Genomic DNA, 21,725 nt, shown 5'->3' on the forward strand with positions numbered 1-21,725 from the left:
TTTTGTATCCCGCCGTCCGCGCCTTACGCCAGCTTCGCCAGAAGGCGCATGAAGGTGGCGGCCTCCTTGGCCGACAGCGGCGCCAGAGTTTCCTCCGTGATGGCGCGAGCAAGCGGGATCAGACGCTCGATCGCCTCACGGCCCTGCGCCGTCAGGTTGACCAGCAGGCGGCGCTTGTCGACTTCGTGCTTTGAGACCTCCACAAGGCCGCGCGCCTTCAGCCGGTCGATGACGCCTTTCACCGTCGCGGCGTCCATGGCGATGAAGGTGCCGAGCTGATTCTGCGAGCTCTCGCCGATGTCGTGGAGCTTGGCGAGCGCAGCGAACTGCGGCGGCGTCAGATCGGCGATTTGCGCGGCGAAGATCGCGACGTGGCGCTGATGCGCCTTGCGCAGGATGAAGCCGACCTGATCCTGCAAATGATAGCCGTTTTCGTCCGGCTCCTCGGCCTCGACGAGACGCAGCAGATTGTCCTCGCCGCTCATCTCAACCCGTCCCACGCCTTGATGTCCTCGGCCACGAGGCCGCCCATGCGATCATGCACGCGCGGGCCGCAGGTCATGGCGAGGCAGAACAGGATCTCGTCGGGACGCGGCCCGTCGCTGACGCCGACCTCCATGGCGTCGAAATGGCTGCGCACATAGGCGGCGTTGATGTGGCCGAGCGGCACGTCGAGCCGCGAACCGAAGGCGCCGACCTTCTTGGCCGACGGCACGATCGCCTTGGCGCCGCCCAGGCGCTCGCGCATGGCGTAGCCACCGGGCACGTGCCAGAGCGCGCCGTGCTCCAGCTCGCCGGCGGAGCCGACGATGGCGCCCTTGCCGTAGCCATCGATCTCCTTCACGTCGCCACCGAGCGCCGCGATCAGCCGATCTGCCAGCATCAGGCCGAGCGGCTTCAAGTCGTCCATGGCGCCCTGCAGCTCTTCGACGTAGCGGCCGGCGAAGGGGTTCTTCACCACGGCAAGGGCGGCGGCGCGGCGGCGTGGCTGCTTCGCCATCGGACCGCCGTCGTGAAATATCTCTTCAGTCAGGACCGCGATCTTGCGGATCGGAAATTCAGGCATGGGCAGTTTCCTTCGCTTTGTGCTTGTTGGGCGCGACGAGCGCCACGGAACCACTGATGCGTGTCTCACCGGCAAGGAAAAGCGCCGAGGCGGCGACCAGGCCGCGCCGGCGAAACTCTTCGGCGACGGCAAGCCCGTTGTCCAGCGCCCGCGCCACCTCGCCCTGCGAAAGCGCCCCGACGCCCTGTGTCACCAGCAGGTCGCCGAGATCGCTGTCGGGCGCAAGATCGCGTGCCGGCACGCGCGTGATGGCAGCGTGTCCGGGCAGATCGACGGCGTTGGCGATGAGCGTTGCCGCGGCGTCGGCCTCGGCGCCGGTCCGCGCCAGCACGGTGACGGCGTCGGCGATGCCGAGCGAAAACGAGCGGCCGCGCCAGCCGCTGGTCGCGACGCCGCGTACGCCATCTTCGGCATGAACGGTGATGCGGTCGGCAAGGCCATGCCCGGTGCCGGCTATGGCCAAGGTCATCAATTGTCCGGCGCCAAGATGGAAGGCGCTGTCGCCGCCATTGTTGACATAGGCGCGGTCGAGCTTTCGTCCGGCAAGCAGCGCCGCAAGAATTTCGTCGGCTACCGATCCGGCGACGGCCGCCATCGGCGTGATGAATGTTTCCGCCAGCGGCGCGACAGCGGCCTCCATGCGGCGCGCGGTCGGCCCGGCAAAGGCGCGAAGGCGCAAGGCGGCCGGGCGGCGCAGCTCGGGAAGCTCCACGACCAGTTCCGGCAGAATCGTCTGGAAGCGCGCGAGGGCCTGACCGTAGGCGGCGCGGCATTCGCCCGCCTCGCCAAAGACCTCGACGACCAGGTCGATCGGCCCATGGTTGAGGTGAAGCCGCCTGCCGTCGGCGAGCCAGTGCGCCTGCGGGCCGGTCATCATCCGGCCCCGTTCGCCGCGGCACGCCGCAGCTGCGCCAGCGGCGGCCAGGGGTTGTTGACCGCGGCGCCGGCGCCACGGCGGGGATTGAGATACTCGCCGCCCCTGGCGAGGATATCCTCGACGCTGCGTATCTCCGCCTCGTAGCCGCCCAACCTGACATAGTCGTCGCGGCGCAAGGTGAACTCGATCGGCGCCACCAGCGCCGGTGTCGGCACATAGCCGAAGGCGCCTTCCGGCACGCGGGTGACGTCGACCATCAGCGTGATGCCGCCGCCCGGCCAGACATAGACCGGCGCGCCGCCTACCGTCACGTAAGTCCTCAGGCCCTGCACCGAGCGGGTGAGGTTGACCGGGTTCTCGGTGACGCCGGCGCGCAGCGAGCCGCCGGCGCCGCCTATGAACAGCACGGTGCACAGCGCCGGCTCGCAATTGTCCTCGATCAGCCCGACCGATTTCTGCAGCCGCTCGGGGAACGGTTTTTGGACGGGCTTTAGCTCATCGTCGAGCTCGTAATAGGCGAACTGCTCGCCGGTGGTGGAAACCATCAGCAGCGACAGGCCAGGCCGCGCGCCCTTCTTGGCGTTCCATTCGCCGAGGATCGACAGCGGATCGGAAATCGTGGTGCCGCCCCAGCCGAGGCCGGGCTCCGAGACCTTGAAATAGCGGCCGGGCGTCGAGCGGCGGCCGATGATTTTTATCCCCGTATCCTGCCAGCCCAGCACCTTGCCGGCCTGATGCTCGGAGACGACGCCGGTGATGTGGTCGTCGACCACCACCACCTCGTCGACCAGACCGCGCCATTGCGTGGCGAACATGCCGATGGTGGCCGAGCCGCAGCCGACGCGCATGCGGTGCTCGACCTTGCCGTCGATGACCGGCGGTTTGCCGGCCTCGACGATTACCGTTGCGCCGCCGTCGATGGTGAGCTCCACCGGCTTGCGGTTGCAGAGGTTGAGCAGCGCGTCGCAGGTCGCGCGGCCCTCCGCCTTGGAGCCGCCGGTCAGGTGATGCACGCCGCCGAGCGACAGCATCTGCGAGCCGTATTCGCCTGTCGTGACATGGCCGATCGCCTCGCCTTCGGAGCGCACGGTTGCCGTCTCGTCACCGATGTGACGGTCGGTGTCGATCTTCACCTTGACGCCGCAGTAGGAGAAGATGCCCTCGGTGACGACGGTGACGAGATCGACGCCCTCGACCTCCTGGCTGACGATGAATGGCGCGGGTTTGTAGTCGGGATAGGTGGTGCCGGCGCCGATGGCGCTGACGAAGCGCCGGCCGGTGTTGACCAGTTCGCCGTTCCAGGCCTCGCCCTCGGCGACGAACGGTACGACCGCGCCGCCGGTCTCGGCCGCGTGGTCGAGGATGGTCAGCGGATCCATGCGCACGATGCGGCCGCCGACATTGCCGTAGCGGTCGCAGGCGCCGGTGCGGCCGTCGGCGATGTAGCACATGACCGGGCAGGCATCGCAGCGGATCTTCTCCGCCACCTGCTTCTCGCCCGGGTCGTGCGTCTCAAAACGTTCGGCGAGCTCGCTCATCGGCGTGCCTCCTTGTCGCGGATCGCCGCGCGGATGCGGCTCGGTGTCGCCGGCACCTTGGTGACCAGCACGCCGGTGGCGTGGCGGATGGCGTTGAGGATCGCCGGCGCGGTCGGGATCAGCACGTGCTCGCCCAGGCCCTTGGCGCCGAAGGGCCCTTCCGGGTCCGGAACCTCGACCAGTATGTGCTCGACCGGCGGCACGTCGCCGATGGTCGGGATGAGGTAGTCGTGCAGGTTCTCGGTGCGGCCGGGGATGTATTCCTCCATCAGCGCCATGCCGATGCCTTGCGCGATGCCGCCCTCGATCTGACCTTCGACCAGCAGCGGATTGATCGCCTTGCCGACATCGTGCGCGGCGGTGATCTTGATCAGCTTTACGGTGCCCAGCTTGAGATCGACCTCCAGCTCGGCGATCTGCGCGCCATAGCCATAGACGGCGTAAGGCTTGCCCTGGCCCTTGGCGTCCAACGGCAGCGTCGGCGGGTCGTAGGTTTCTTCCGCAACGAACACCAGCCCGTCGGCATCGGCCTTCAGCTCAGACAGGTCGATCCGCCGTGTCGCGTCGCCTTCGCGAATGAAGACGCCGAAGCCGTCGAGCGCGATGGTCGCCCGGTCAGAGACATTGGCGAAGCGCAGGATTTTTTCACGCAGCGCGCGGCCTGCCTTCTCGGCTGCCTTGCCGGTCACAAAAGTCTGGCGCGAGGCGGACGTCTTGCCGGCGTCGGGCGTGATCGCTGTATCGGCGCCCTTCAGGCGGAATTTTTCCAGCGGCAGGCCGAGCGCGTCGGCGCAGATCTGGCTGATGACGGTATTCGATCCCTGGCCGATATCGACGGCGCCCTGGTGCAGCACGACCTCGCCCGCGGCCGAGATGCCGACCTTGATGGTCGAGGGGTTGGGCAGCGAGGTGTTGCCGCAGCCATACCAGCAGGAAGCCACGCCGACGCCTCGCTTTCTGTCCTCGTTGCTGGCATTGAACGCCGCGACCTCGGCGAGCGAGCGGGCCCAATGCGGGCGCAGCGACTCCAGGCATTCGCCGATGCCGACGCCAGACTCCAGGCGCTGGCCGGTCACCGTTTCGGTGCCGTTACGAAGGCAGTTTCTAAGGCGGAAATCGAGGCGATCCATGCCGAGCTTGCCGGCGAGCTCATCGTAGAGCGTCTCCTGCATGATCGTCGCCTGCGGCACGCCGAAGCCGCGGAAGGCGCCGGAGATCGGGCCGTTGGTGTGGATGGCGCGGCCCTCGGCGCGGTAGTTCGGCGTCAAATAGGGGCCGGAGGCATGCACCGGCACGCGATTGGCGACGGTCGGGCCCCAACTGGCATAGGCGCCGGTGTTGAAATCGCCGGAAAAGACCATGCCGGTGACGCGGCCGCCGACATCGGCGCCGATCGTCGCCTGCATTTCGGCGGGATGACGCTTGGTGGTCGAGACCATCGATTCGTTGCGGGTGTAGGCAAGGGCCGCCGGGCGGCCCGTCTTCATCGCCACCAGGCCGATGAGAGGCTGCAGCGAGACGTCGAGCTTGGAGCCGAAGCCGCCGCCGGTGGCGGTCGGCACGATGCGCACCTTGTCTGCGGGAAGACCGAGCACCTTTGCCGTGTCGTCGCGGTCCATATAGGGCGCCTGCGTGCAGGCGACGACGACGAGCGTGTCGCCGTCCATGTAAGCATAGCCGGCTTCCGGCTCGATATAGGCGTGCTCGACATAGGAGGTTTCGATGGCGCCGGACACGGTGACCGCGGCACCGGCCAGGGCGGCGTCAGGATCGCCGCGTTCGACAAAGCCGGAGGTGAGCAGGTTCGCGAGGCGGTGTGGATGAAGTAGCGCCGCGCCATCGGCTTTCGCATCGCAGGGCTGCAGGGCGTGCGGCAGTTCGGTCCAGGAGACCGGAAAGTCCGTCAGGTCGAGATCGAGGATCGCCTCACGCTCGCCAGCAACCAGCGCCACCGCCTCGCCGCGAAAGCGCGCGAAGCCTTCCGCGAGGGCCGGCTGGTCGGCGAAGGGACCGATGACGCCGAAGCAGTTGTGGCCGGGAATGTCGGCGGCCGTGAAGACGCCGGCGATGCCGTGGCGGGCGTCCGCCCAGGCTTCAAGATCGCCGAAGGCGAAGCGGGCATGGTAGTGCGGCGAGCGGACCACAAGTACGGCCAAAGCATCGGCCGGGAAGGAGTCGCCGCCAAACTTCTCGTCGCCGGTGACCTTCGGCACGCCATCGAGGCGGATCGGCGAGGCGCCGACGGCGCGGCCAGCTTCTGGCATGCGAGGATCGAGGCTGTCGACACGACGCGATGCGTCCATGACGGCGGCGATGATCTTGCGGTAGCCGGTGCAGCGGCACAGCACGCCGCCCAACGCGTCCTGCGTCTCGGCCTCGCTCGGCTGGGGATTGCGTTCGAGAAGTGCGGTCGCCGCCACCAGCAGGCCCGGCGTGCAGATGCCGCATTGCGCCGCGCCATGCTCCAGGAACGAGGCCTGCAGCGCCGACAGCCTGCCATTCGCAAGACCCTCGACGGTGGTGACGGCCGCGCCCGACACGGAAGCCGCCGGCACCAGGCAGGCGCAGACCGGGTTGCCGTCGACCAGCACGGTGCAGGCACCGCAGTCGCCGGCATCGCAGCCGACCTTGGTGCCGGTCAGCCGCAATTCGTCGCGCAACACCTGGGAAAGGCGACGTACCGGCGGCACGGCGACGCTGACGGCAGCGCCGTTGACCTTGAAGGCGATGTCGGTGTGTTCCACGCTCATGCCGGGATGGACTTCGTTCATCTGAGGCTGAACTTTGCTCATGCGGCCACCTTGTCGCCAGCAGCGTGGCCGATGGCGCCGAGCACGGCGCGGGCGACGATCTCGCGCGCCGCATCCAGCCGGTATTCGGCGCTGCCGCGCACGTCGGCGATCGGCGACAGTTCGTCGATCGGCGCGGCGAGCACGGCATGGGAAATGGCGTCGTTGGCCGGCAGGCCGAGCAAGGCCGCCTCGACGCCCGCAAGGCGCTTGGCGACCGCCGAGCAGGCGCCGACGGCGACGGCCGCCTCGGCGACCACGCCGTCCTCGACGACGAGGCGCGCCGCCGCCATGGCGATGGAGATGACCAGATAGCGCCGCGCGCCGAGCTTGACGAAAGTCGATGTGCCGCCGGCCGCCCGCTTCGGGACCCGGATGGCGGTGACCATCTCGCCCGACGCCAGGGCGGTGCGGCGATTGCCGAGGATGAATTCGCCGAGCGGCAGACGGCGCGCTGCCTTGGCCGAGCGCAGTTCGACCTCGGCGTCGAGCACCAGCAGTGGCGGCACGCCATCGGCGGCGGGCGAGGCGTTGCAGAGATTGCCGGCGATCGAGGCGACATTCTGTATCTGAACCGAGCCGACTTCGCGCGCGGCCGCCTTCAGCGCATCGAAGGCGCCCGGCAGCGGATGGCGGACCAGATCGGTCCAGGTGGTTCGCGCGCCGATCAGCCAGTGCGTCTCGCTTTCAGCGATGCCGCGCAGGGCCGTCAGGCCGTTGATGTCGAGGATGTTTTCGCGAAACGGCTTGTTGCCTTGCGCCGGATAGAAATCGGTGCCGCCCGCCAGGATGCGCCAGCGATCCTCGCCAAGCAAGGCGAGCGCCTCGTCGACCGTGGTGGGTTTCGCGTAACGGATCACGCTTTGCCTTCCCAGAAAAAGGGGCCTTTGCGAGGGAACCTGCCGGCGCTCCACCGGTCAAAATTCATTCGTATGCAAATGATATCAAGTCGGCGGCAATTGTCAAAGCCGGAGTTTCCGGCCTCCGCATCGGCGAGTGGTTCCACGCGAATGTTATGCCGTTGGAGGTTGACGTCGCCGGTCATCTGGTCAAGTTTCTGCCTCCGGTCGCGACAGCGGCATTTACTTGAGCCCACGCTGAGGAGGAGGCCCATGGCCGACGAAGCGCTTGTTGTCATCGACCTGCAAAACGACTTCTGCCCTGGCGGCGCGCTGGCGGTGGCCGGCGGCGACGAGATCGTGCCGCTGGTCAACGACCTGATCCGGCACACCGAGCATGTGGTGCTGACGCAGGACTGGCACCCTGCCGGCCATTCGAGCTTCGCTTCGAGCCATCCGGGCAAGCAGCCGTTCGAGACTATCGACATGGCTTACGGAGCGCAGACTCTGTGGCCCGACCATTGCATCCAGGGCAGCATCGGCTCCGATTTCCACTCGGGGCTTGCCTGGACCAAGGCGGAGCTGGTGATCCGCAAGGGTTTCCGCCCGGCGATCGACAGCTATTCTGCCTTCTTCGAGAACGACCACGCGACGCAAACCGGTCTTGCCGGCTATCTGCGCGAACGCGGCATCGACACGGTGACGCTGGTCGGGCTGGCCACCGACTTCTGCGTCGCCTTCTCGGCGCTGGACGCCGTCAAGCAAGGTTTCAAGACGACGGTGCGGCTCGACGCCTGCCGGGGCATCGACCTCAACGGCTCGGTCAATGCGATGCTGACGCGGATGCGCGAGGCCGGCGTGGTGCTCGAAGACCATTTGTCGGACTGACCGGACTGTGGAGCGTCGAGGGGGCTTCATACAATTGGCGAAGGCTCTGGCTGCAGGCGTTCCTACCCTGGCTGCACTTCTGTTTCCGCAATTCGCCTTCGCAGCGGAGAACCACGAACTGCCGGGCGAGGCGATGTCGCTGTGGTGGGCGCTGCCATTTGCCGGGCTGCTGTTGTCGATCGCCACCGGACCCCTGGTGTTCCACCACGTCTGGGAGCATCACTACGGCAAGATCACAGCAGGCTGGGCAGCGCTGGTGGTGGTGCCGCTGGCGATCGTGTTCGGCATGCCTTCGGCCACAGAAGCGGTGCTGCACACGCTGCTCACCGAATACATGTCCTTCATCATCCTGCTGTTCGCGCTCTACACGATCTCTGGCGGTGTCCTGCTCGCCGGCAACATCCATGGCACGCCGCTGGTCAATGCCGGGCTTCTGCTTGCCGGGGCGCTGCTTGCCTCGGTGATCGGCACGACCGGCGCCTCGATGATCCTGATCCGGCCGATCCTGCGCGCCAACGACAACCGGCCGTTCAATGCCCATGTCGTCATCTTCTTCATCTTCCTGGTCTCCAACATCGGCGGCTCGCTGACGCCGCTCGGCGACCCGCCACTGTTCGTCGGCTTCCTGCGCGGCGTCGACTTCTTCTGGACGACCGCCAATCTCTGGCGCGAGACGCTGTTTACCGGTGGGCTGGTGCTCATCGTCTTCCTGGGCATCGACATCATGCTGCACCGGCGCGAAGGCGGTACGCCCAAGATCAAGGACCCGACGCCAGATAAAGAGGTCCGCCTGCGCGGTCTGCCCAACATTCCGCTACTGGCCGGGGTGATCGGCGCGATCCTGCTGTCGGCGACCTGGAAACCGGGCTTCAGCATCTCCATCCTCGGCATCGGCCTCGAGCTGCAGAACCTGGTGCGCGACGCCATCATCCTGGCGCTGGCGGGCGCTTCGCTCGCCGTCTCGCGCAAGAGCCATCGCGAGGCGAACGGCTTCAGCTGGGGACCAATCGCCGAGGTGGCAAAATTGTTTGCCGGCATCTTCATCGCAATAGTGCCGGTCATCGCCATCCTGAGAGCCGGCCCCGGCGGCGCGCTGGCACCGCTGGTCGCGCTGGTCACCTCGCCTTCCGGCCAGCCCAACGACCTCGCCTATTTCTGGCTGACCGGCGCGCTGTCGTCCTTCCTCGACAATGCGCCGACCTATCTGGTGTTCTTCGAGCTCGCCGGCGGCGACGCAAAGCACCTGATGACGGAGGCCGCCTCGACGCTCGCCGCGATCTCCACCGGCGCCGTGTTCATGGGCGCCAACACCTATATCGGCAATGCACCGAACTTCATGGTCTTTGCGATTGCCAGGCATCGCGGCGTGAAGATGCCGGGCTTCTTCGGCTATATGGCGTGGTCGGGCCTGGTGCTGATCCCGACGTTTTTGATTGCCGGCTTCCTGTTTTTCGGTTGAGCCGAAAAGCCAACCGGCGCTTGCGTATGCCGGGCCGGCAATTTCTGCTATTGTCAAGGGGATGCGGGGTTAGGTCGGGGGCGACATTGACCATCGAAAAGCTGCCCTATCTGTCAGCCGAATTCCTGGATGGCTTGGCGATTTCGACGTCCGATGTGGTCGACGAAATCGAGCGGCAGATCATCGGTCAGAGGCGGGGCGAAGTATGGTGTGCGCCCAAGGCGGTGGTGCTGCCGGGCGACGACCGCTACATCATGGCGACACTTGCCGTCGCGACCGAGCCCCGGGTGCTGGCCACCAAATCGCTGGTGGTTAATCCCCGTAACCTCGAGCGGGGACTTGCAACCCTGAACTCGCTGGTCACCCTTCTCGACGCCGAGACGGGACTGCCGCTTGCCGTGGTCGACGGCAATTGGGTGACTTCGAAGCGCACGGCCGGCCTAAGCTGCGTGGCGGCCAAGCGTCTGGCCCGGGCTGGCTCGGCATGTTTCGCATTCGTCGGGTGCGGCGTTCAGGCGCGCGCTCACCTCGAGGCTCTGGCCGATCTTTTTCCGGTGCGAGAGATTCGAGCCTTTAGTCGGGGCAAAGGCAGTCGCGACGCGCTGTGCCAGATAGCCGAGACGCGCGGTCTGACTGCAGTAGCGAGCGATACCGCCAAAGCGGCGGTCGAATCCGCCGACATCGTGGTGACGACAGTCACTTTGGTGCCTGAGCCGGTTCCATTTCTGGATGCGCGCTGGCTGAAGGCGGGAGTCTTCGCGACCATGACCGATCTGGCCCTGCCTTGGCTGCCCGAATCCATAGCCATTTTTGACCGCATCGTCATAGACGATCTGGTGCAAGAGGCGCAGATGAGCAAGCCGATGGTGAGGCCCGAACTCGTCGCCGGCGACCTGACGGGTCTGGTCAACGGCGACGTGCCAGGTCGTCAAGGCGCGAGTGAGCGAACAGCGTTCGCGTTCCGCGGCATGGCGGTCGGCGATCTCGCAATAGCCGGCCTGGCATTTGTACGCGCGAAAGCGAGCGGTGCGCTGGACGCCTAGCGCTTGACCGTTACCTGCCTCACCCGACGCCGACATACCGCCGCACCGCCGACGGATCGGCGCGCAATTGCTCGACATCGACGGTCTCGCGGTTGCGGCCGTTCTCGATGAAGGCGACACGGTCGGCGACCGACAGCACGGCATCGACGCGCTGCTCGACCAGAATGGTTGAGACGCCGCGCTCGCGCAGCTTGGCCACCGTCTCGCGGATCTTGGCGATCATCGACGGCATCAGCCCTTCGGTCGGCTCGTCGAGCAGCAACACTTGCGGTTCGAGGCAGAGGGCGCGGGCCATGGCCAGCATCTGCTGCTCGCCGCCGGATAGCGTGCCGGAGCGCTGCCTGAGACGCTGACGCAGCAACGGGAAGAGATCGAGCACGCTCTCCCGGGTCGCCTTGCCCTTGCCGCGTGTCATCAGGCCGATCTCGATGTTTTCCGCCACCGTCATCTCGGCGAACAATCGCCTGCCCTGCGGCACATAGGCGACGCCGGCCTTCGGCACGTCATGCGCCGCCAGGGCGGTGAGTTCCGTGCCGTCCAGGCTGATCGAGCCGGCCGCCGCCGGAACCAGGCCCATGATCGCCTTCAGCGTCGTCGTCTTGCCGGCGCCGTTGCGGCCGAACAGGCAAAGCACCTCGCCCTTGTTGAGGACAAGATCGAGCCCGTAGAGCACCTGGACCTCGCCGTAGAAGCAGTCGAGCCCGGAGATTGCCAGCGCTTTGGAGCCTGCCTCAGTCATCGCCGCCACCCAGATAGGCGTCCTGCACTTGGCGGTTCTCGCGAACCTGTTCCGGCGTGCCTTCGGCCAGGATGCGGCCGGCGTTGAAGACGGTGATGCGGTCGGCGAGCTGCATGACGACGGGCATGTTGTGCTCGATCAGAAGCACGGTGGCGCCCTTGGCGATCTCGCGCACCAGTTCGATGAAATTGTCGATCTCGCTGTCGGCCAGGCCTTGCGTCGGTTCGTCGAGGATCAGGAGGCGCGGCTTCAGCGCCAGGCCCATCGCCACTTCGAGCAGCCGCTGATGGCCGTAGGAGAGCTGGCCTGCCGGCATATGGGCGCGATCAGCAAGGCCGGTGCGCTCGAGCGCGGCCATGACGCCGGTGCGCACCGCGCCCTTCGAGCGGCCGTCGGTCAGCGTGCGCTGCACTGGCAGCGCGACATTGTCGTAGGCGGAGAGATTGGCGAAGACGCTGGTGATCTGGAAGGTATAGGCGACGCCGAGGCGAACCCTTCGGTAAGCCGGCAGGTTGGTGATGTCGGCGCCGTCGAAGACGATCATGCCCGACGATGGCTGAATGCGGCCGCTGACCAGGCTTACGAAGGTGGTCTTGCCGGCGCCATTGGGGCCGATGACGGCGCGGATCTCGCCCGGCATCAGCGCGAAGTCGACGCCGTCGACAGCACGCAGGCCGCCGAAATTGCGGGACAGGCCCTTGGTGGTCAGAAGCGGCATCATGGCAGCCACCCGAGCCAGCGCTGGCGGATACTGCCCATGATCCCCTTCGGGAAGAACAGCACCAGCAGGATGAGCGCGACGCCGACGATCAGCAGATAGGCGGAGGTGAAGCCGCTGGTGATGTCGGTGACATAGTACATGAACAGCGTGCCGATGAGGGGCCCGAGCGCGGTGGCGGCGCCGCCGAGCAGCACCCAGAGCAATGGCAGGATGGAATACTGCACCGAGGCGAAGCTGGAGCCGACATAGCCGAACAGCAGTGCATAGGCGGCGCCCGAGGCCGCGCAGATGGTGCCGGAGACGACGACGGCAGCGAGCTTGTTGGAGAAGGTGTCGTAGCCCAGCATCTTCGTCCGCTCCTCATTCTCGCGGACGGCGACCAGCACGCGGCCATAGCGGGAGCGGACGACGGCAAGCGTTGCCAGCAGGACAATGGAGAACAGCGCCAGCGCGCTCATGTAGCGCACGGTCGGGTTGGTGAGGTCGAGGGTCGTACCGCCGAGGGTCAGCACCCGCGCCGCTTGCTGAACGACCAGGCCCTGGTCGCCGCCGGTCCAGACGGCGAAATAGAGGATCAGGAGCAGGAACACCTGCGCGAACATCATGGTGACGATCATGAACGCGACACCGGAGGTGCGCAGTGCCAGCACACCGATCACCAGGGCCAGCAGCGCGCCGCAGGCGATGCCGGCCAGGAAGGCGACCGGCACGCTCCAGCCGAGGTGATAGACGCTCAAGCCCGCGCCGTAGAGGCCGGCGGCAAAGAACATGGCATGGCCAAGGCTGAGCAGGCCGACATAGCCGAACAGGAGATTGTAGCCCATGGCGAACACCGCCAGCACCATGATGCGGGCGATGAGGCCGTGATGGTAGTCCGGCAGGACGAAGCTCAGCGCGAAGAGAAGGGCGATGACGCCAAGATGCAGCGCGTAGGCCTTTGCCGGCGAAGCTTCCGTCATCGCGACGCCGTCCCGAACAGGCCCTGCGGCCGGAACACCAGCACCATGGCAACGACAAGCGTGGCGATGATCTTGGCCAGCGTCGGCGAGAAGAACATCGAGATGATGCCGTCAGACAGGCCGATCAGCACGGCGGCGACGATGGTGCCGCGCAACGAGCCGAGGCCGCCGATGATGACGACGATGAAGGAGAGCAGCAGTGGATCCTGCCCCATCAGATAGTGCGCCTGGCTGATCGGCACGATCAGCACCGCGGCGATGGCCGCCAGCATGGCGCCGAGCGCGAAGACGCCGGCATAGACACGGTCAACCGGAATGCCGAAAGCCTGCGCGGTTTCGCTGTCATATTGGGTGGCGCGCATGACGAGGCCGATTCTGGTGCGCGTCAGCACCAGCCATGTGGCGACGAGCAGCAGCACCGAGGCGGCGACGACCGACAGCTTGTAGCCGGAATAGCCGAACCAGGGCAGAAGGATGCGGTAGCTGAAGGGCGGCTCGACCGGGCGCGCCTCGGGGCCGTAGAAGGTCAGCGCCAGCTGCTGGATGATGTAGAGCATGCCGATGGTGGCGACGATGGTGGCTTCCGGATTGTAATTGAGCCGGCGCAGCACCAGCCGCTCCGCAAGCAACGCAACCGCGCCGACGATCAGCGGTGCGATCACCAGCGCGGCGACGAAGCCAATGGCCGGATGACCCGAAATCGCGGTCGAGATCGCCCAGGCCAGCACCGCGCCGAGCATGAAGAATTCGCCATGAGCGACGTTGACGACGCGCATGACGCCGAACACCAGCGACAGGCCAAGCGCCGTCAGCGCCAGCACCGCCGAGGTGACGAGGCCTTCGAGGGCGGCAAGGAGAAGGTGGGGTCCGAAGTGCATGGATTACACGCAGGTTGGCGCCAAGTGCACCCCCCTCTGCCCTGTCGGGCATCTCCCCCTCAAGGGGGGAGATTGGATTTCGCGACGGGTTTCGGCAACTACCGACGCTGGCAAATAGGCGCCATCGCACGAACTGCCGATCTCCCCCCTTGAGGGGGAGATGTCCGGCAGGACAGAGGGGGGTGCCTTGGCGCGCACGCTTGCTAGATAGCTAAACCTATAGCGCCTGCGTCGTGTAATCCCCTTCCGGCTCGTAGAGGCCATCCTCGATCTTGGTCTTGTGGACGACCTTGAGCTTGCCGCCTTCGACCTTGGAGATGTTCTGGATGCCGAAGCACTGGTGGATCTTGCCGTTGAAGGTCTTGGGGCCCTGCGGATGCTCCGGCCCCTCGGCGAACTCCTTCAGCGCCTCGGTCGCCTCGACCAGCTTGGCGCGGTCTTCCGGTCCCTTGTAGCCGGCGTCTTCCATCGCCTTCTTGACGACATAGAGCGTCTCCCAGCAGCCGAACATGTGCGAGGCCGTGGAGACGTCCTTGGGATCGCCGACGGCGGCGCCATTGTCGTCGATGCCGACAGCGGCACGGTAGGCCTTCTGGGCGGCGGAATCGTCCGCCTGCGCATAGCGCGGCGAACCTTCCCAGAAATGGCTGCCGTCGAGGAATTCGAGGCCGGGGCTGTTGATGTCGGTGGCCTCGAGCGAATCCATGAAGCCGAACAGTTGCGGCCGCGACGAGCCGTAGAATTCGCCGAGCTCCTTGACGAAGGTGAGCACGGCCGGGCCGACCATGACGTGGTAGATCACCTCGGTCTCGGCCGGGATCTGCGGGAAGTATTTGGTGAAGGACGATTCCGTCGGCGGAATGGCGATCTGTGCAATGACGTCGGCGCCTTGCGCCTTGAGCGCCGGCGGCAGGTAGTCGCGATGGTCGTAGCCGAAGGCGAAGTCGGGGAAGATCTGCGTCACCTTCTTGCCGGCGTTGGCGGCGATCCACGGCGCCATCGACTGGATCTGGCTCTTCACGTCGGTGATGCCGGGCTGGAAGACATAGCGGTTGAGCTTGGTCGAGGCGACGTGATGGCCTTCGCTGACGACGAAATAGGGGATCTTGTTTTCGCCGGCGGCCGGCGCGGAGCCGATCACGACATGCGAGAACAAGGTGCCGAAGACGATGTCGGTCTTGTGCTGGGTGGCGAACTTGCCGACCACCTCGGCGCCACGGGCCGGATCGGTGCCGTCATCCTCGATGACCAGTTCGACCTGGCGGCCATTGATGCCGCCGGCATCGTTGATCGCCTTGACCGCTGCGGCGCTCGTCTTCTCGTACCAGCGGCCATAGGCGGCGCCGATGCCGGTGCGGTGCGACTGGAAGCCGATCTTGATCGGCGCCGAGCTCTGCGCCTGGCTGTAGCGGACAAAGCCCGGCGCGACGGCGAGGCCGGCTCCGGCGGCCAGGCCTTTCAGCGCGGTGCGGCGCGAAAGCGTGGTCTTGGAAAGATCGAAAAACCCATTCTTGTCAGACACGGCAGTTCCCCTGTTTTTTGAGTTTTGACCAATGGCTGTGACGAGGCAAAAATTGCATGTGTACAAACTAAATCACCAAAGCCTCGACCTGGCAAGCGAACTTCCCAAAGGCGCAGAAGGTGCCCTCTTTCACCCGGCGGTCGGCGTGGCAAGCAGCCAAAGGCCAAAGACCGTATAGGCGATCATCAGCACGGTGAGCGGCAATTGGCTGAGCGCCGCGCGCGCCGGGGCCGGATGCAGCCGCCAGGCCAGACCATGGGCGACGAGGACGGCCAGCATATGGCCATGGATGATGACGCCGGCCTGGAGATTCCACAGCCACCAGGCCGAGTCGGCGCCGGCGACCACGCCGGCTTCGATCTCCATATCGGCGGTGCCGAACAGGTTCCAGCCGAGCCCGAACGGATCGGACAGGGCGGCCAGCGCATACTGGCCGTCGACCAGCAGCGCCGTCAGGTAATGGGCGAAATGGTAGGCGAGCGCGATCGGCACGATCGACCAGACCAGCAACCCAGCGGCTTGGCTGAGCGAATGGCCACTGCCGGCAAGGCGCCGGCCTAGGACAACGGCGAGCATGAAGGCCGCCGTTAGCAGCATGAACATTAGTACGAGGCCGAAGGTGCCGATGCCGATCAGCGCCGTGCGGCCGGGGAACTCCAGCGGATTGACGTCGAACAGGCCGAGACAGAAGAAGGTCTTGGACAGGCCGTCGAAGGAGACCGACGACAGCGCCAGCAAAAGGAAGGCGATGCCGCTTGCCGACAGCGGCTCGGCGGAGAGCAGTTTCGCGCCCGGCCAGCAGAGATTGAGGCGACGCTTGGCGTCGCGCTCGACAACGGCAAAGCGCGCGACCATGGCGAAGAACACGCTCAGGAACTCGCCGCGCCGGCTCCACTCGCGATGGCCGAAGACGAGCATCAGGACGAAGCTCAGCAGCCAGTAGAGGCCGGCGGCGTATGCGAGCCGGGCCGGGTCGTCGGGCGCCGGGTCGATCAGCTCGAACCAGGCGAAGGCGAGAAACAGGATGACAGCCGGCCAGATGCCGAGCCAGGCGGGCAGGCGCCCGTCCCGTTCTTCGCCGTCGCGCCCAATCAGGCGGCCGACGAGACGACACGGCCCATACCAGGGATTGAGCCACCACCAGAGGTCGCCGAGCAGGCCCTGCAGGAGGGCAAGGCCAACCCAGAGCAGTGTCCATATGACGAGCGGCAGCGGGTTGGACAGCGGATCGCGGCTGCCGAACAGGCCTGCGGCGACGAGAATTGCAAAGCCGGCAAAGGATATCAGGCTGACGATCGCGCGCGGGCCATCGCCAAAGGCAAAGAGCGGCAACCGCTGGCGCCAGAAGCGGTCGAGCGCATCGGGCGGCAGCAGCGCCAGGACGAGAAAGCTGACGGCAACCGCAAGCGCGCCGCCGGCGACGTAGTAGCCGGTGGGGAGGAGCAGGACATGGCCACGGTCGGAGGCGTGGGCGAAGGCGGGGGTGGGGAGGGATGCGATGCCGCAGATGAGAACTGCTTTCGGAAAGGGGTAACCTTCGCCGCCGTGATCCTTCACACCCCCCTCTGTCCTGCCGGACATCTCCCCCGCAAGGGGGGAGATCGGATGTCGCCGGGGCTTTCGCCAATTTTCAAAGCGGGAGAAGGAGGCGGGGTGGCCGAAGCTGCCAATCTCCCCCCTTGCGGGGGAGATGTCCGGCAGGACAGAGGGGGGTGGGCGGGAACTCATGCTTTCCAAGAATAGGTCTGGTCAGCCGCTCACACCTTGACCAGCTGCCTCACGCGATCCTTCTCGCCGAAAATCCTCAGATACCGCTTGATCTCCTTCTCATCGCCGGTCGCCTTGGCCGGATTGTCGGAGAGCTTCACCGCCGGGCGGCCATTGGCTTCGCTAACCTTGCAGACCAGCGAGATGGCATCCAGCCGGTTGGTTTCGGTCGGCGCGCAGCCCTCGAAATCATTGGTGAGGTTGGTGCCCCAGCCGAAGGACATGCGCACCTTGCCGCGGAAGTGGCGGTAGGTTTCCTCGATGGTCTCGACCTCGAGCCCGTCTGAGAAGATCAGCAGCTTCTGCCTGGGGTCCTTGCCCCTCTCGCGCCACCAGGAAATGATCTTCTCGCCGCCCTCGATCGGCGGCGCGCTGTCGGGGCGGAAGCCGGTCCAGTCGGCGATCCAATCCGGCGCGTCGCGCAGGAACGCAGCCGTGCCGAAGGTGTCGGGCAGCACGATCAAAAGATTGCCGCCGTAGTATCGCTGCCAATCCTGCAGCACGTTGTAGGGCGACAGCTTCAGTTCCTGTTCCGAATTGGCAAGGGCGGCAAACACCATCGGCAGCTCATGCGCGTTGGTGCCGAGCGCTTCGAGGTCGTTGTCCATGGCAAGCAGCACGTTTGAGGTACCGGTGAAGGCCTCGCCGATGCCTTCCTTGAGCGCCTCGACGCACCAGCGCTGCCACAGGAAGGAGTGGCGGCGGCGGGTGCCGAAGTCGGAAATGCGGATACCCGGCAGCGCCTTCAGCCGCTCGGTCTTGGCCCACATCTTGGCCTTGGCGCGGGCATAGAGCACGTCGAGCGCGAAGGGACCGAAGGCGCGCATTGCCGCGCGGGAACGGAGCTCATTGATGATCGCCAGCGCCGGGATTTCCCAGAGCGTCGTGTACATCCAGGGGCCGCTGAAGGAGAGCTCGTACTGGCCGTCGCGCTTGGACAGCTCGTATTCGGGCAACTGGAAATCCTCCAGCCAGGCGAGGAATTCCGGCTCGAATATCTGCTTGCGGCCATAGAAGGTGTTGCCGCCCAGCCAGATCATCTCCTTTTTGGAGAAGCGCAAGGTGCGGGCATGGTCGAGCTGGTCGCGCAATTCCTGCTCGTCGATCTCGTCGGCGAGGCGAACCGAGGTGGTGCGGTTGATCAGCGAGAAGGTGGCGTCGACCTTGGGATACATGCCCCAGATCATCTGCAGCATCAGAAGCTTGTAGAAATCGGTGTCGAGCAGGCTGCGGACGATCGGGTCCAGCTTCCAGGTGTGGTTGTAGACGCGCCGCGCAATATCGGTCTTTGCCATGTCGTCTTACCGCCTTCGCTGCTCACTCTAGCGTTTGTTTGCGCAATTCCGGACGGAAAACCACTGTGCAGTTTTCCGGAATTGCCTTGGCCAAAGCCTCTTAGCACTGAATTTTCGGGAACGCCTCCCGCTTTGCGGGCTGGCCCGACAAAAAGAAGCCGCCACGATCCAGCCGTCAGGACGCCGTCCTGGCACCGATCACCCTCAGCGCCGGGCGTTTCCTGCGGCTGCCGATGCGCCCCGCGACCGGCGCGTCGGCGCGGCTGTCGGCCTGTTCCTTCTCGGCAAACAGCCAGTCGATGAAGAGCTGGACGATCGGCGCCGACTTCATCTCGTTGCGGCAGACAACGTAGAAATCGTCGACCGCCGGCACCGACAGGCTGAACGGCGCGACCAGCAGGCCCCTGGCCAGCAGGCCGCTTGCGGTCACCGTATCGCCGAGCGCCACGCCATGGCCGTGAACGGCGGCCTCGATCGCCACGCGCGCGTCACCGAGATGGTGGCGGCGGCCGCGCTCCAGATCGAGCGCATCCGCGGCGGCCAGCCAGGTGTGCCACTCGCGGCCGTCGTCGCCATGCAGGAAGACATGATCGGCGAGATCGCGCACGGTGCGGATCGGGCGGTTGTTTATCAGCGTCGGGCTGACCACCGGGAACAGTTCGAGGCCGGACCATTTGCGCATCCAGCAATCGCTCCAGCTGCCGTCGCCATAGTGCACGCAGATATCGATGTGCGGTGCGCGGATGTCCCTGGCGTCGTTGGAGGGAAGCAAGGTGAGCTGGATGTCCGGATATTGCGCGGTGAACGAGCCCAGCCGCGGCGCCATCCACAACAGCAGCAGCGCCGGCACGCAAGATATGGAGAGCTTACCAGCGCTGGCTGGCCTCGTCATGCGCTGGGTGGCGGCGGCAATGCCGTCGAAGGCGGTCGATACCGCCGGCAAAAGCTCGGCGCCGTGCGGCGTCAGCCTCACCCGCTGACCGGCGCGCTCCAGCAGCTTGACGCCGAGCGACTGCTCGAGCGCCTTGATCTGGTGGCTGACGGCACCGTGCGTGACATTCAGCTCCGCCGCCGCCTTGGTCAGCGAGGCGTGGCGCGCCGTCGCCTCGAAGGCGCGCAGCGGATTCAAGGGGGGCAGACGCTTGGCCATGATGCACCCGAGCATTGTGAGATTTTCTCACAGCAAACACCCTAACAATATCAATTGATTTTTCAATGGAGCTGCCGGACACTTTGTGCCGGAACATCATCAAGACGTGAGATCTGCAGGCAGCCAGGGCGGGACCGAGGTCCGGCCGGATGGCGGCCAGCATCATAGGCGTCGCCGAAGCTTTCACTGCCAGCCTGACGGAGGAGACGGACATGGGTTACGATCGCGGCAAGCTCGAGGCGTTGCGTCGCAAATATGGCGAGGGCCATGGCGGCGAGATGTTCGACCCGAAGTTCCGCAAGGTCGCCGACAAGATCTTTTCCAAGTCAGGCACCAGGCTCGCGCCCTATTCCGGCATCCCAACCTTCCTTGCCGCGCCCTACCGTGAAATTGCCGCCGACAATCCGGATTTCGGCGACCTGCAGGTGGCGATGATCGGCGTGCCGATGGACCTCGGCGTCACCAACCGGCCGGGCTCGCGCTTCGGGCCGCGGGCGCTGCGCGCCATCGAGCGCATCGGCCCCTACAACCATGTGCTGGAATGCGCGCCGACGCATGAGCTTCGCGTCGCCGACATCGGCGACGTGCCGTTCCAGAGCCGCTACCGGCTGGAGACCAGCCATGAGGATATCGAGCGCCGCACCAACCAGATCGTCGACGCCGGCGTGATCCCTCTCTCGGTCGGCGGCGATCACTCGATCAGCCATCCGATCCTGAAGGCGGTCGGCAAGAAGGCGCCGGTCGGCATGATCCATATCGACGCCCATTGCGACACCAGCGGCCTGTTCGACCTGACCAAATTCCACCACGGCGGACCGTTCCGCAACGCGGTGCTGGACGGCGTGCTCGACCCGTCGCGCACCATCCAGATCGGCATTCGCGGCTCGGCCGAGTATCTGTGGGAATTCACCTACGAGTCCGGCATGACCGTCGTGCACGCCGAGGAGGTGACCGGCCTCGGCATTCCCGCCATCATCGAGAAGGCACGTAAGATCGTCGGCGACGGCCCGACCTACATCTCCTTCGACGTCGACAGCGTCGATCCGGCCTTCGCGCCGGGCACCGGCACGCCGGAAGTCGGCGGGCTGACGACGCGCGAGGTGCTCGAACTGCTGCGCGGCCTCAAAGGTCTCAACATCGTCGGCGGCGACGTCGTCGAGGTGGCGCCGCAATACGACGCGACCACCAACACCGCCCATGTCGGCGCCCAGGTCCTGTTCGAGATCCTGAGCCTGATGGTGTTCAGCCCGGCCATCAAGAAAGGCTGAGGCAGCGCCAAACCAATACGGCCGCCGCGCTGGAGCCGGCGGCCGGTCACAACAACAAGCTTCCAGAAGGGAACCACAATGACACTTCGCAACACGCTGAAATCCACCATCACGGCAATGCTGATGCTCGGCGCCGCGGGCCTCACCTCCCAGGCCGCCAGGGCCGATGCCATCGACGACATCACCAAGGCCGGCGCGATCAATGTCGGCATCTTCTCCGACTTTCCGCCCTTCTCCTCTGCCAGCGCCGACATGAGCATCAAGGGCTATGACATCGACGTGGCGCAAGCCATCGCTGACTCGCTGAAGGTGAAGCTGAACCTCGTCAGCGTCACCGGCCAGAACCGCATTCCCTATCTCACCGACAAGCGCGTCGATTTCCTGATGAGCGTCGGCTACTCGAAGGAGCGCGCCGAGGTGATCGACTTCGCCGCCGCCTACGCGCCCTACTATATCGCCGTCATTGGCCCGGCTGCCCTTTCGGTCAAAGGCAAGGAAGACCTTGCCGACAAGTCGATCGCCGTCAATCGCGGCACGCTGGAGGACACGTCGCTGACCGAGGCAGCGCCGGCATCCGCCGACATCCGCCGCTTCGACAACTACAATTCCGTCATCCAGGCCTTCATCTCCGGCCAGACCCAACTGATGGTGGTGGGCAACGATGTCGGCGCCCAGGTGCTGGCCAAGCAGGATGCGCTGCAGCCCGAGCAGAAGTTCCAGCTGCTGACCTCGCCTTCGCATATCGGCCTCAACAAGAACGAGGACCGGCTGAAGAAGGCGATCAACGACGCGGTCGCCAAGATGCTGGCCGACGGCAAGCTGGACGAGAGCTCGAAGGCCTGGCTGAAGACGCCGCTCAATCCCGACAACCTCAAGGACTGATCCCGAGCCTACATCCCGATCGTATCGGGATGGGCTCTATCTTTT

19 protein-coding genes are annotated in these 21,725 nt (G+C 65.8%); 5 read left to right on the plus strand and 14 right to left on the minus strand.

Features of this window, described 5'->3' with window-relative positions:
• Positions 1–23: 23 nt before the first annotated feature.
• Genes JG743_RS02220 through JG743_RS02245 form a run of 6 tightly spaced genes read right to left on the minus strand, consistent with a single transcriptional unit; the run spans position 24 to position 7,130 of the window.
• On the minus strand, positions 24–485 hold the full coding sequence (locus JG743_RS02220; protein ID WP_202302389.1) for a MarR family winged helix-turn-helix transcriptional regulator: 462 nt from the start codon (positions 483–485) through the stop codon (positions 24–26).
• Positions 482–1,066 carry an amino acid synthesis family protein gene (locus tag JG743_RS02225; protein ID WP_202297776.1) on the minus strand — a complete coding sequence of 195 codons (585 nt, stop codon included), beginning with the start codon at positions 1,064–1,066 and terminating at the stop codon, positions 482–484. Before JG743_RS02225 ends, JG743_RS02220 begins: the two co-directional genes overlap by 4 nt.
• On the minus strand, positions 1,059–1,940 hold the full coding sequence (locus JG743_RS02230; protein ID WP_202297778.1) for a UPF0280 family protein: 882 nt from the start codon (positions 1,938–1,940) through the stop codon (positions 1,059–1,061). Before JG743_RS02230 ends, JG743_RS02225 begins: the two co-directional genes overlap by 8 nt.
• Positions 1,940–3,481 (minus strand): 6-hydroxynicotinate reductase, encoded by a 1,542-nt coding sequence (locus JG743_RS02235; protein ID WP_202297780.1) that lies wholly within the window; start codon positions 3,479–3,481, stop codon positions 1,940–1,942. Before JG743_RS02235 ends, JG743_RS02230 begins: the two co-directional genes overlap by 1 nt.
• Positions 3,478–6,273, minus strand: coding sequence for a molybdopterin-dependent oxidoreductase (locus JG743_RS02240; RefSeq protein ID WP_202297782.1), 2,796 nt, complete (start codon positions 6,271–6,273; stop codon positions 3,478–3,480). Before JG743_RS02240 ends, JG743_RS02235 begins: the two co-directional genes overlap by 4 nt.
• Positions 6,270–7,130: an FAD binding domain-containing protein gene (locus JG743_RS02245; RefSeq protein WP_202297784.1), complete on the minus strand. Its 861-nt coding sequence runs from the start codon at positions 7,128–7,130 to the stop codon at positions 6,270–6,272. Before JG743_RS02245 ends, JG743_RS02240 begins: the two co-directional genes overlap by 4 nt.
• Before the next feature lie 252 nt (positions 7,131–7,382).
• Here JG743_RS02245 and pncA point away from each other — a divergent pair, with 252 nt between their 5' ends.
• The 3 genes from pncA (at position 7,383) to JG743_RS02260 (ending at position 10,499) form a co-directional block, all read left to right on the plus strand.
• Positions 7,383–7,997: a bifunctional nicotinamidase/pyrazinamidase gene (gene pncA / locus JG743_RS02250; RefSeq protein WP_202297794.1), complete on the plus strand. Its 615-nt coding sequence runs from the start codon at positions 7,383–7,385 to the stop codon at positions 7,995–7,997.
• Between the two features lie 133 nt (positions 7,998–8,130).
• Positions 8,131–9,456 carry a sodium:proton antiporter gene (locus JG743_RS02255; RefSeq protein ID WP_446720898.1) on the plus strand — a complete coding sequence of 442 codons (1,326 nt, stop codon included), beginning with the start codon at positions 8,131–8,133 and terminating at the stop codon, positions 9,454–9,456.
• 86 nt (positions 9,457–9,542) lie between these two features.
• Positions 9,543–10,499: an ornithine cyclodeaminase family protein gene (locus tag JG743_RS02260; RefSeq protein ID WP_244673047.1), complete on the plus strand. Its 957-nt coding sequence runs from the start codon at positions 9,543–9,545 to the stop codon at positions 10,497–10,499.
• Positions 10,500–10,518: 19 nt separating this feature from the next.
• On the opposite strand, the gene JG743_RS02265 is transcribed toward JG743_RS02260, so the two are convergent.
• The 8 genes from JG743_RS02265 to gcvA form a co-directional block, all read right to left on the minus strand.
• The gene (locus JG743_RS02265; protein ID WP_202297799.1) at positions 10,519–11,238 is read right to left on the minus strand and encodes an ABC transporter ATP-binding protein; all 720 of its coding nucleotides are present in this window, start codon (positions 11,236–11,238) and stop codon (positions 10,519–10,521) included.
• Positions 11,231–11,959, minus strand: coding sequence for an ABC transporter ATP-binding protein (locus JG743_RS02270; protein WP_202297808.1), 729 nt, complete (start codon positions 11,957–11,959; stop codon positions 11,231–11,233). The genes JG743_RS02265 and JG743_RS02270 overlap by 8 nt, the downstream gene beginning before the upstream one ends.
• On the minus strand, positions 11,956–12,918 hold the full coding sequence (locus tag JG743_RS02275; RefSeq protein ID WP_202297810.1) for a branched-chain amino acid ABC transporter permease: 963 nt from the start codon (positions 12,916–12,918) through the stop codon (positions 11,956–11,958). Before JG743_RS02275 ends, JG743_RS02270 begins: the two co-directional genes overlap by 4 nt.
• Positions 12,915–13,796, minus strand: a complete 882-nt coding sequence (locus tag JG743_RS02280; RefSeq protein ID WP_202297812.1) for a branched-chain amino acid ABC transporter permease — start codon at positions 13,794–13,796, stop codon at positions 12,915–12,917. Before JG743_RS02280 ends, JG743_RS02275 begins: the two co-directional genes overlap by 4 nt.
• Before the next feature lie 217 nt (positions 13,797–14,013).
• A complete protein-coding gene (locus tag JG743_RS02285) occupies positions 14,014–15,318 on the minus strand; it encodes an ABC transporter substrate-binding protein (protein WP_202297815.1) in 1,305 nt (434 codons plus the stop codon).
• 129 nt (positions 15,319–15,447) lie between these two features.
• On the minus strand, positions 15,448–16,899 hold the full coding sequence (locus JG743_RS02290; protein WP_202297817.1) for a hypothetical protein: 1,452 nt from the start codon (positions 16,897–16,899) through the stop codon (positions 15,448–15,450).
• A 176-nt stretch (positions 16,900–17,075) separates the two neighbouring features.
• On the minus strand, positions 17,076–18,380 hold the full coding sequence (gene pncB / locus JG743_RS02295) for a nicotinate phosphoribosyltransferase (protein WP_202297819.1): 1,305 nt from the start codon (positions 18,378–18,380) through the stop codon (positions 17,076–17,078).
• A gap of 175 nt (positions 18,381–18,555) precedes the next feature.
• Positions 18,556–19,530, minus strand: coding sequence for a transcriptional regulator GcvA (gene gcvA, locus JG743_RS02300; RefSeq protein ID WP_202302393.1), 975 nt, complete (start codon positions 19,528–19,530; stop codon positions 18,556–18,558).
• Between the two features lie 212 nt (positions 19,531–19,742).
• Between gcvA and speB the strand changes: the two genes are divergently transcribed.
• Both speB and JG743_RS02310 read left to right on the plus strand, forming a co-directional pair.
• A complete protein-coding gene (speB, locus tag JG743_RS02305) occupies positions 19,743–20,798 on the plus strand; it encodes an agmatinase (RefSeq protein WP_202302395.1) in 1,056 nt (351 codons plus the stop codon).
• 78 nt (positions 20,799–20,876) lie between these two features.
• Entirely contained in the window at positions 20,877–21,680 is an 804-nt protein-coding gene (locus tag JG743_RS02310) for a transporter substrate-binding domain-containing protein (RefSeq protein WP_202297821.1), read from the plus strand.
• Positions 21,681–21,725 lie beyond the last annotated feature (45 nt).

Source organism: Mesorhizobium sp. 131-2-1 (assembly GCF_016756535.1).
Lineage (GTDB): Bacteria > Pseudomonadota > Alphaproteobacteria > Rhizobiales > Rhizobiaceae > Mesorhizobium.

What these genes read in the sequence shown, in the direction of transcription:
- pncA (WP_202297794.1), top strand. Translation starts at nt 7,383, where the DNA reads ATGGCCGACGAAGCGCTTGTTGTCATCGACCTGCAAAACGACTTCTGC.
- JG743_RS02235 (WP_202297780.1), bottom strand. Translation starts at nt 3,481, where the DNA reads ATGAGCGAGCTCGCCGAACGTTTTGAGACGCACGACCCGGGCGAGAAG.
- JG743_RS02270 (WP_202297808.1), bottom strand. Translation starts at nt 11,959, where the DNA reads ATGATGCCGCTTCTGACCACCAAGGGCCTGTCCCGCAATTTCGGCGGC.
- JG743_RS02225 (WP_202297776.1), bottom strand. Translation starts at nt 1,066, where the DNA reads ATGCCTGAATTTCCGATCCGCAAGATCGCGGTCCTGACTGAAGAGATA.
- gcvA (WP_202302393.1), bottom strand. Translation starts at nt 19,530, where the DNA reads ATGGCCAAGCGTCTGCCCCCCTTGAATCCGCTGCGCGCCTTCGAGGCG.
- JG743_RS02220 (WP_202302389.1), bottom strand. Translation starts at nt 485, where the DNA reads ATGAGCGGCGAGGACAATCTGCTGCGTCTCGTCGAGGCCGAGGAGCCG.
- JG743_RS02255 (WP_446720898.1), top strand. Translation starts at nt 8,131, where the DNA reads ATGTCGCTGTGGTGGGCGCTGCCATTTGCCGGGCTGCTGTTGTCGATC.
- JG743_RS02265 (WP_202297799.1), bottom strand. Translation starts at nt 11,238, where the DNA reads ATGACTGAGGCAGGCTCCAAAGCGCTGGCAATCTCCGGGCTCGACTGC.
- JG743_RS02275 (WP_202297810.1), bottom strand. Translation starts at nt 12,918, where the DNA reads ATGACGGAAGCTTCGCCGGCAAAGGCCTACGCGCTGCATCTTGGCGTC.
- pncB (WP_202297819.1), bottom strand. Translation starts at nt 18,380, where the DNA reads ATGGCAAAGACCGATATTGCGCGGCGCGTCTACAACCACACCTGGAAG.
- speB (WP_202302395.1), top strand. Translation starts at nt 19,743, where the DNA reads ATGGGTTACGATCGCGGCAAGCTCGAGGCGTTGCGTCGCAAATATGGC.
- JG743_RS02280 (WP_202297812.1), bottom strand. Translation starts at nt 13,796, where the DNA reads ATGCACTTCGGACCCCACCTTCTCCTTGCCGCCCTCGAAGGCCTCGTC.
- JG743_RS02240 (WP_202297782.1), bottom strand. Translation starts at nt 6,273, where the DNA reads ATGAGCAAAGTTCAGCCTCAGATGAACGAAGTCCATCCCGGCATGAGC.
- JG743_RS02310 (WP_202297821.1), top strand. Translation starts at nt 20,877, where the DNA reads ATGACACTTCGCAACACGCTGAAATCCACCATCACGGCAATGCTGATG.
- JG743_RS02290 (WP_202297817.1), bottom strand. Translation starts at nt 16,899, where the DNA reads ATGTCCGGCAGGACAGAGGGGGGTGTGAAGGATCACGGCGGCGAAGGT.
- JG743_RS02230 (WP_202297778.1), bottom strand. Translation starts at nt 1,940, where the DNA reads ATGACCGGCCCGCAGGCGCACTGGCTCGCCGACGGCAGGCGGCTTCAC.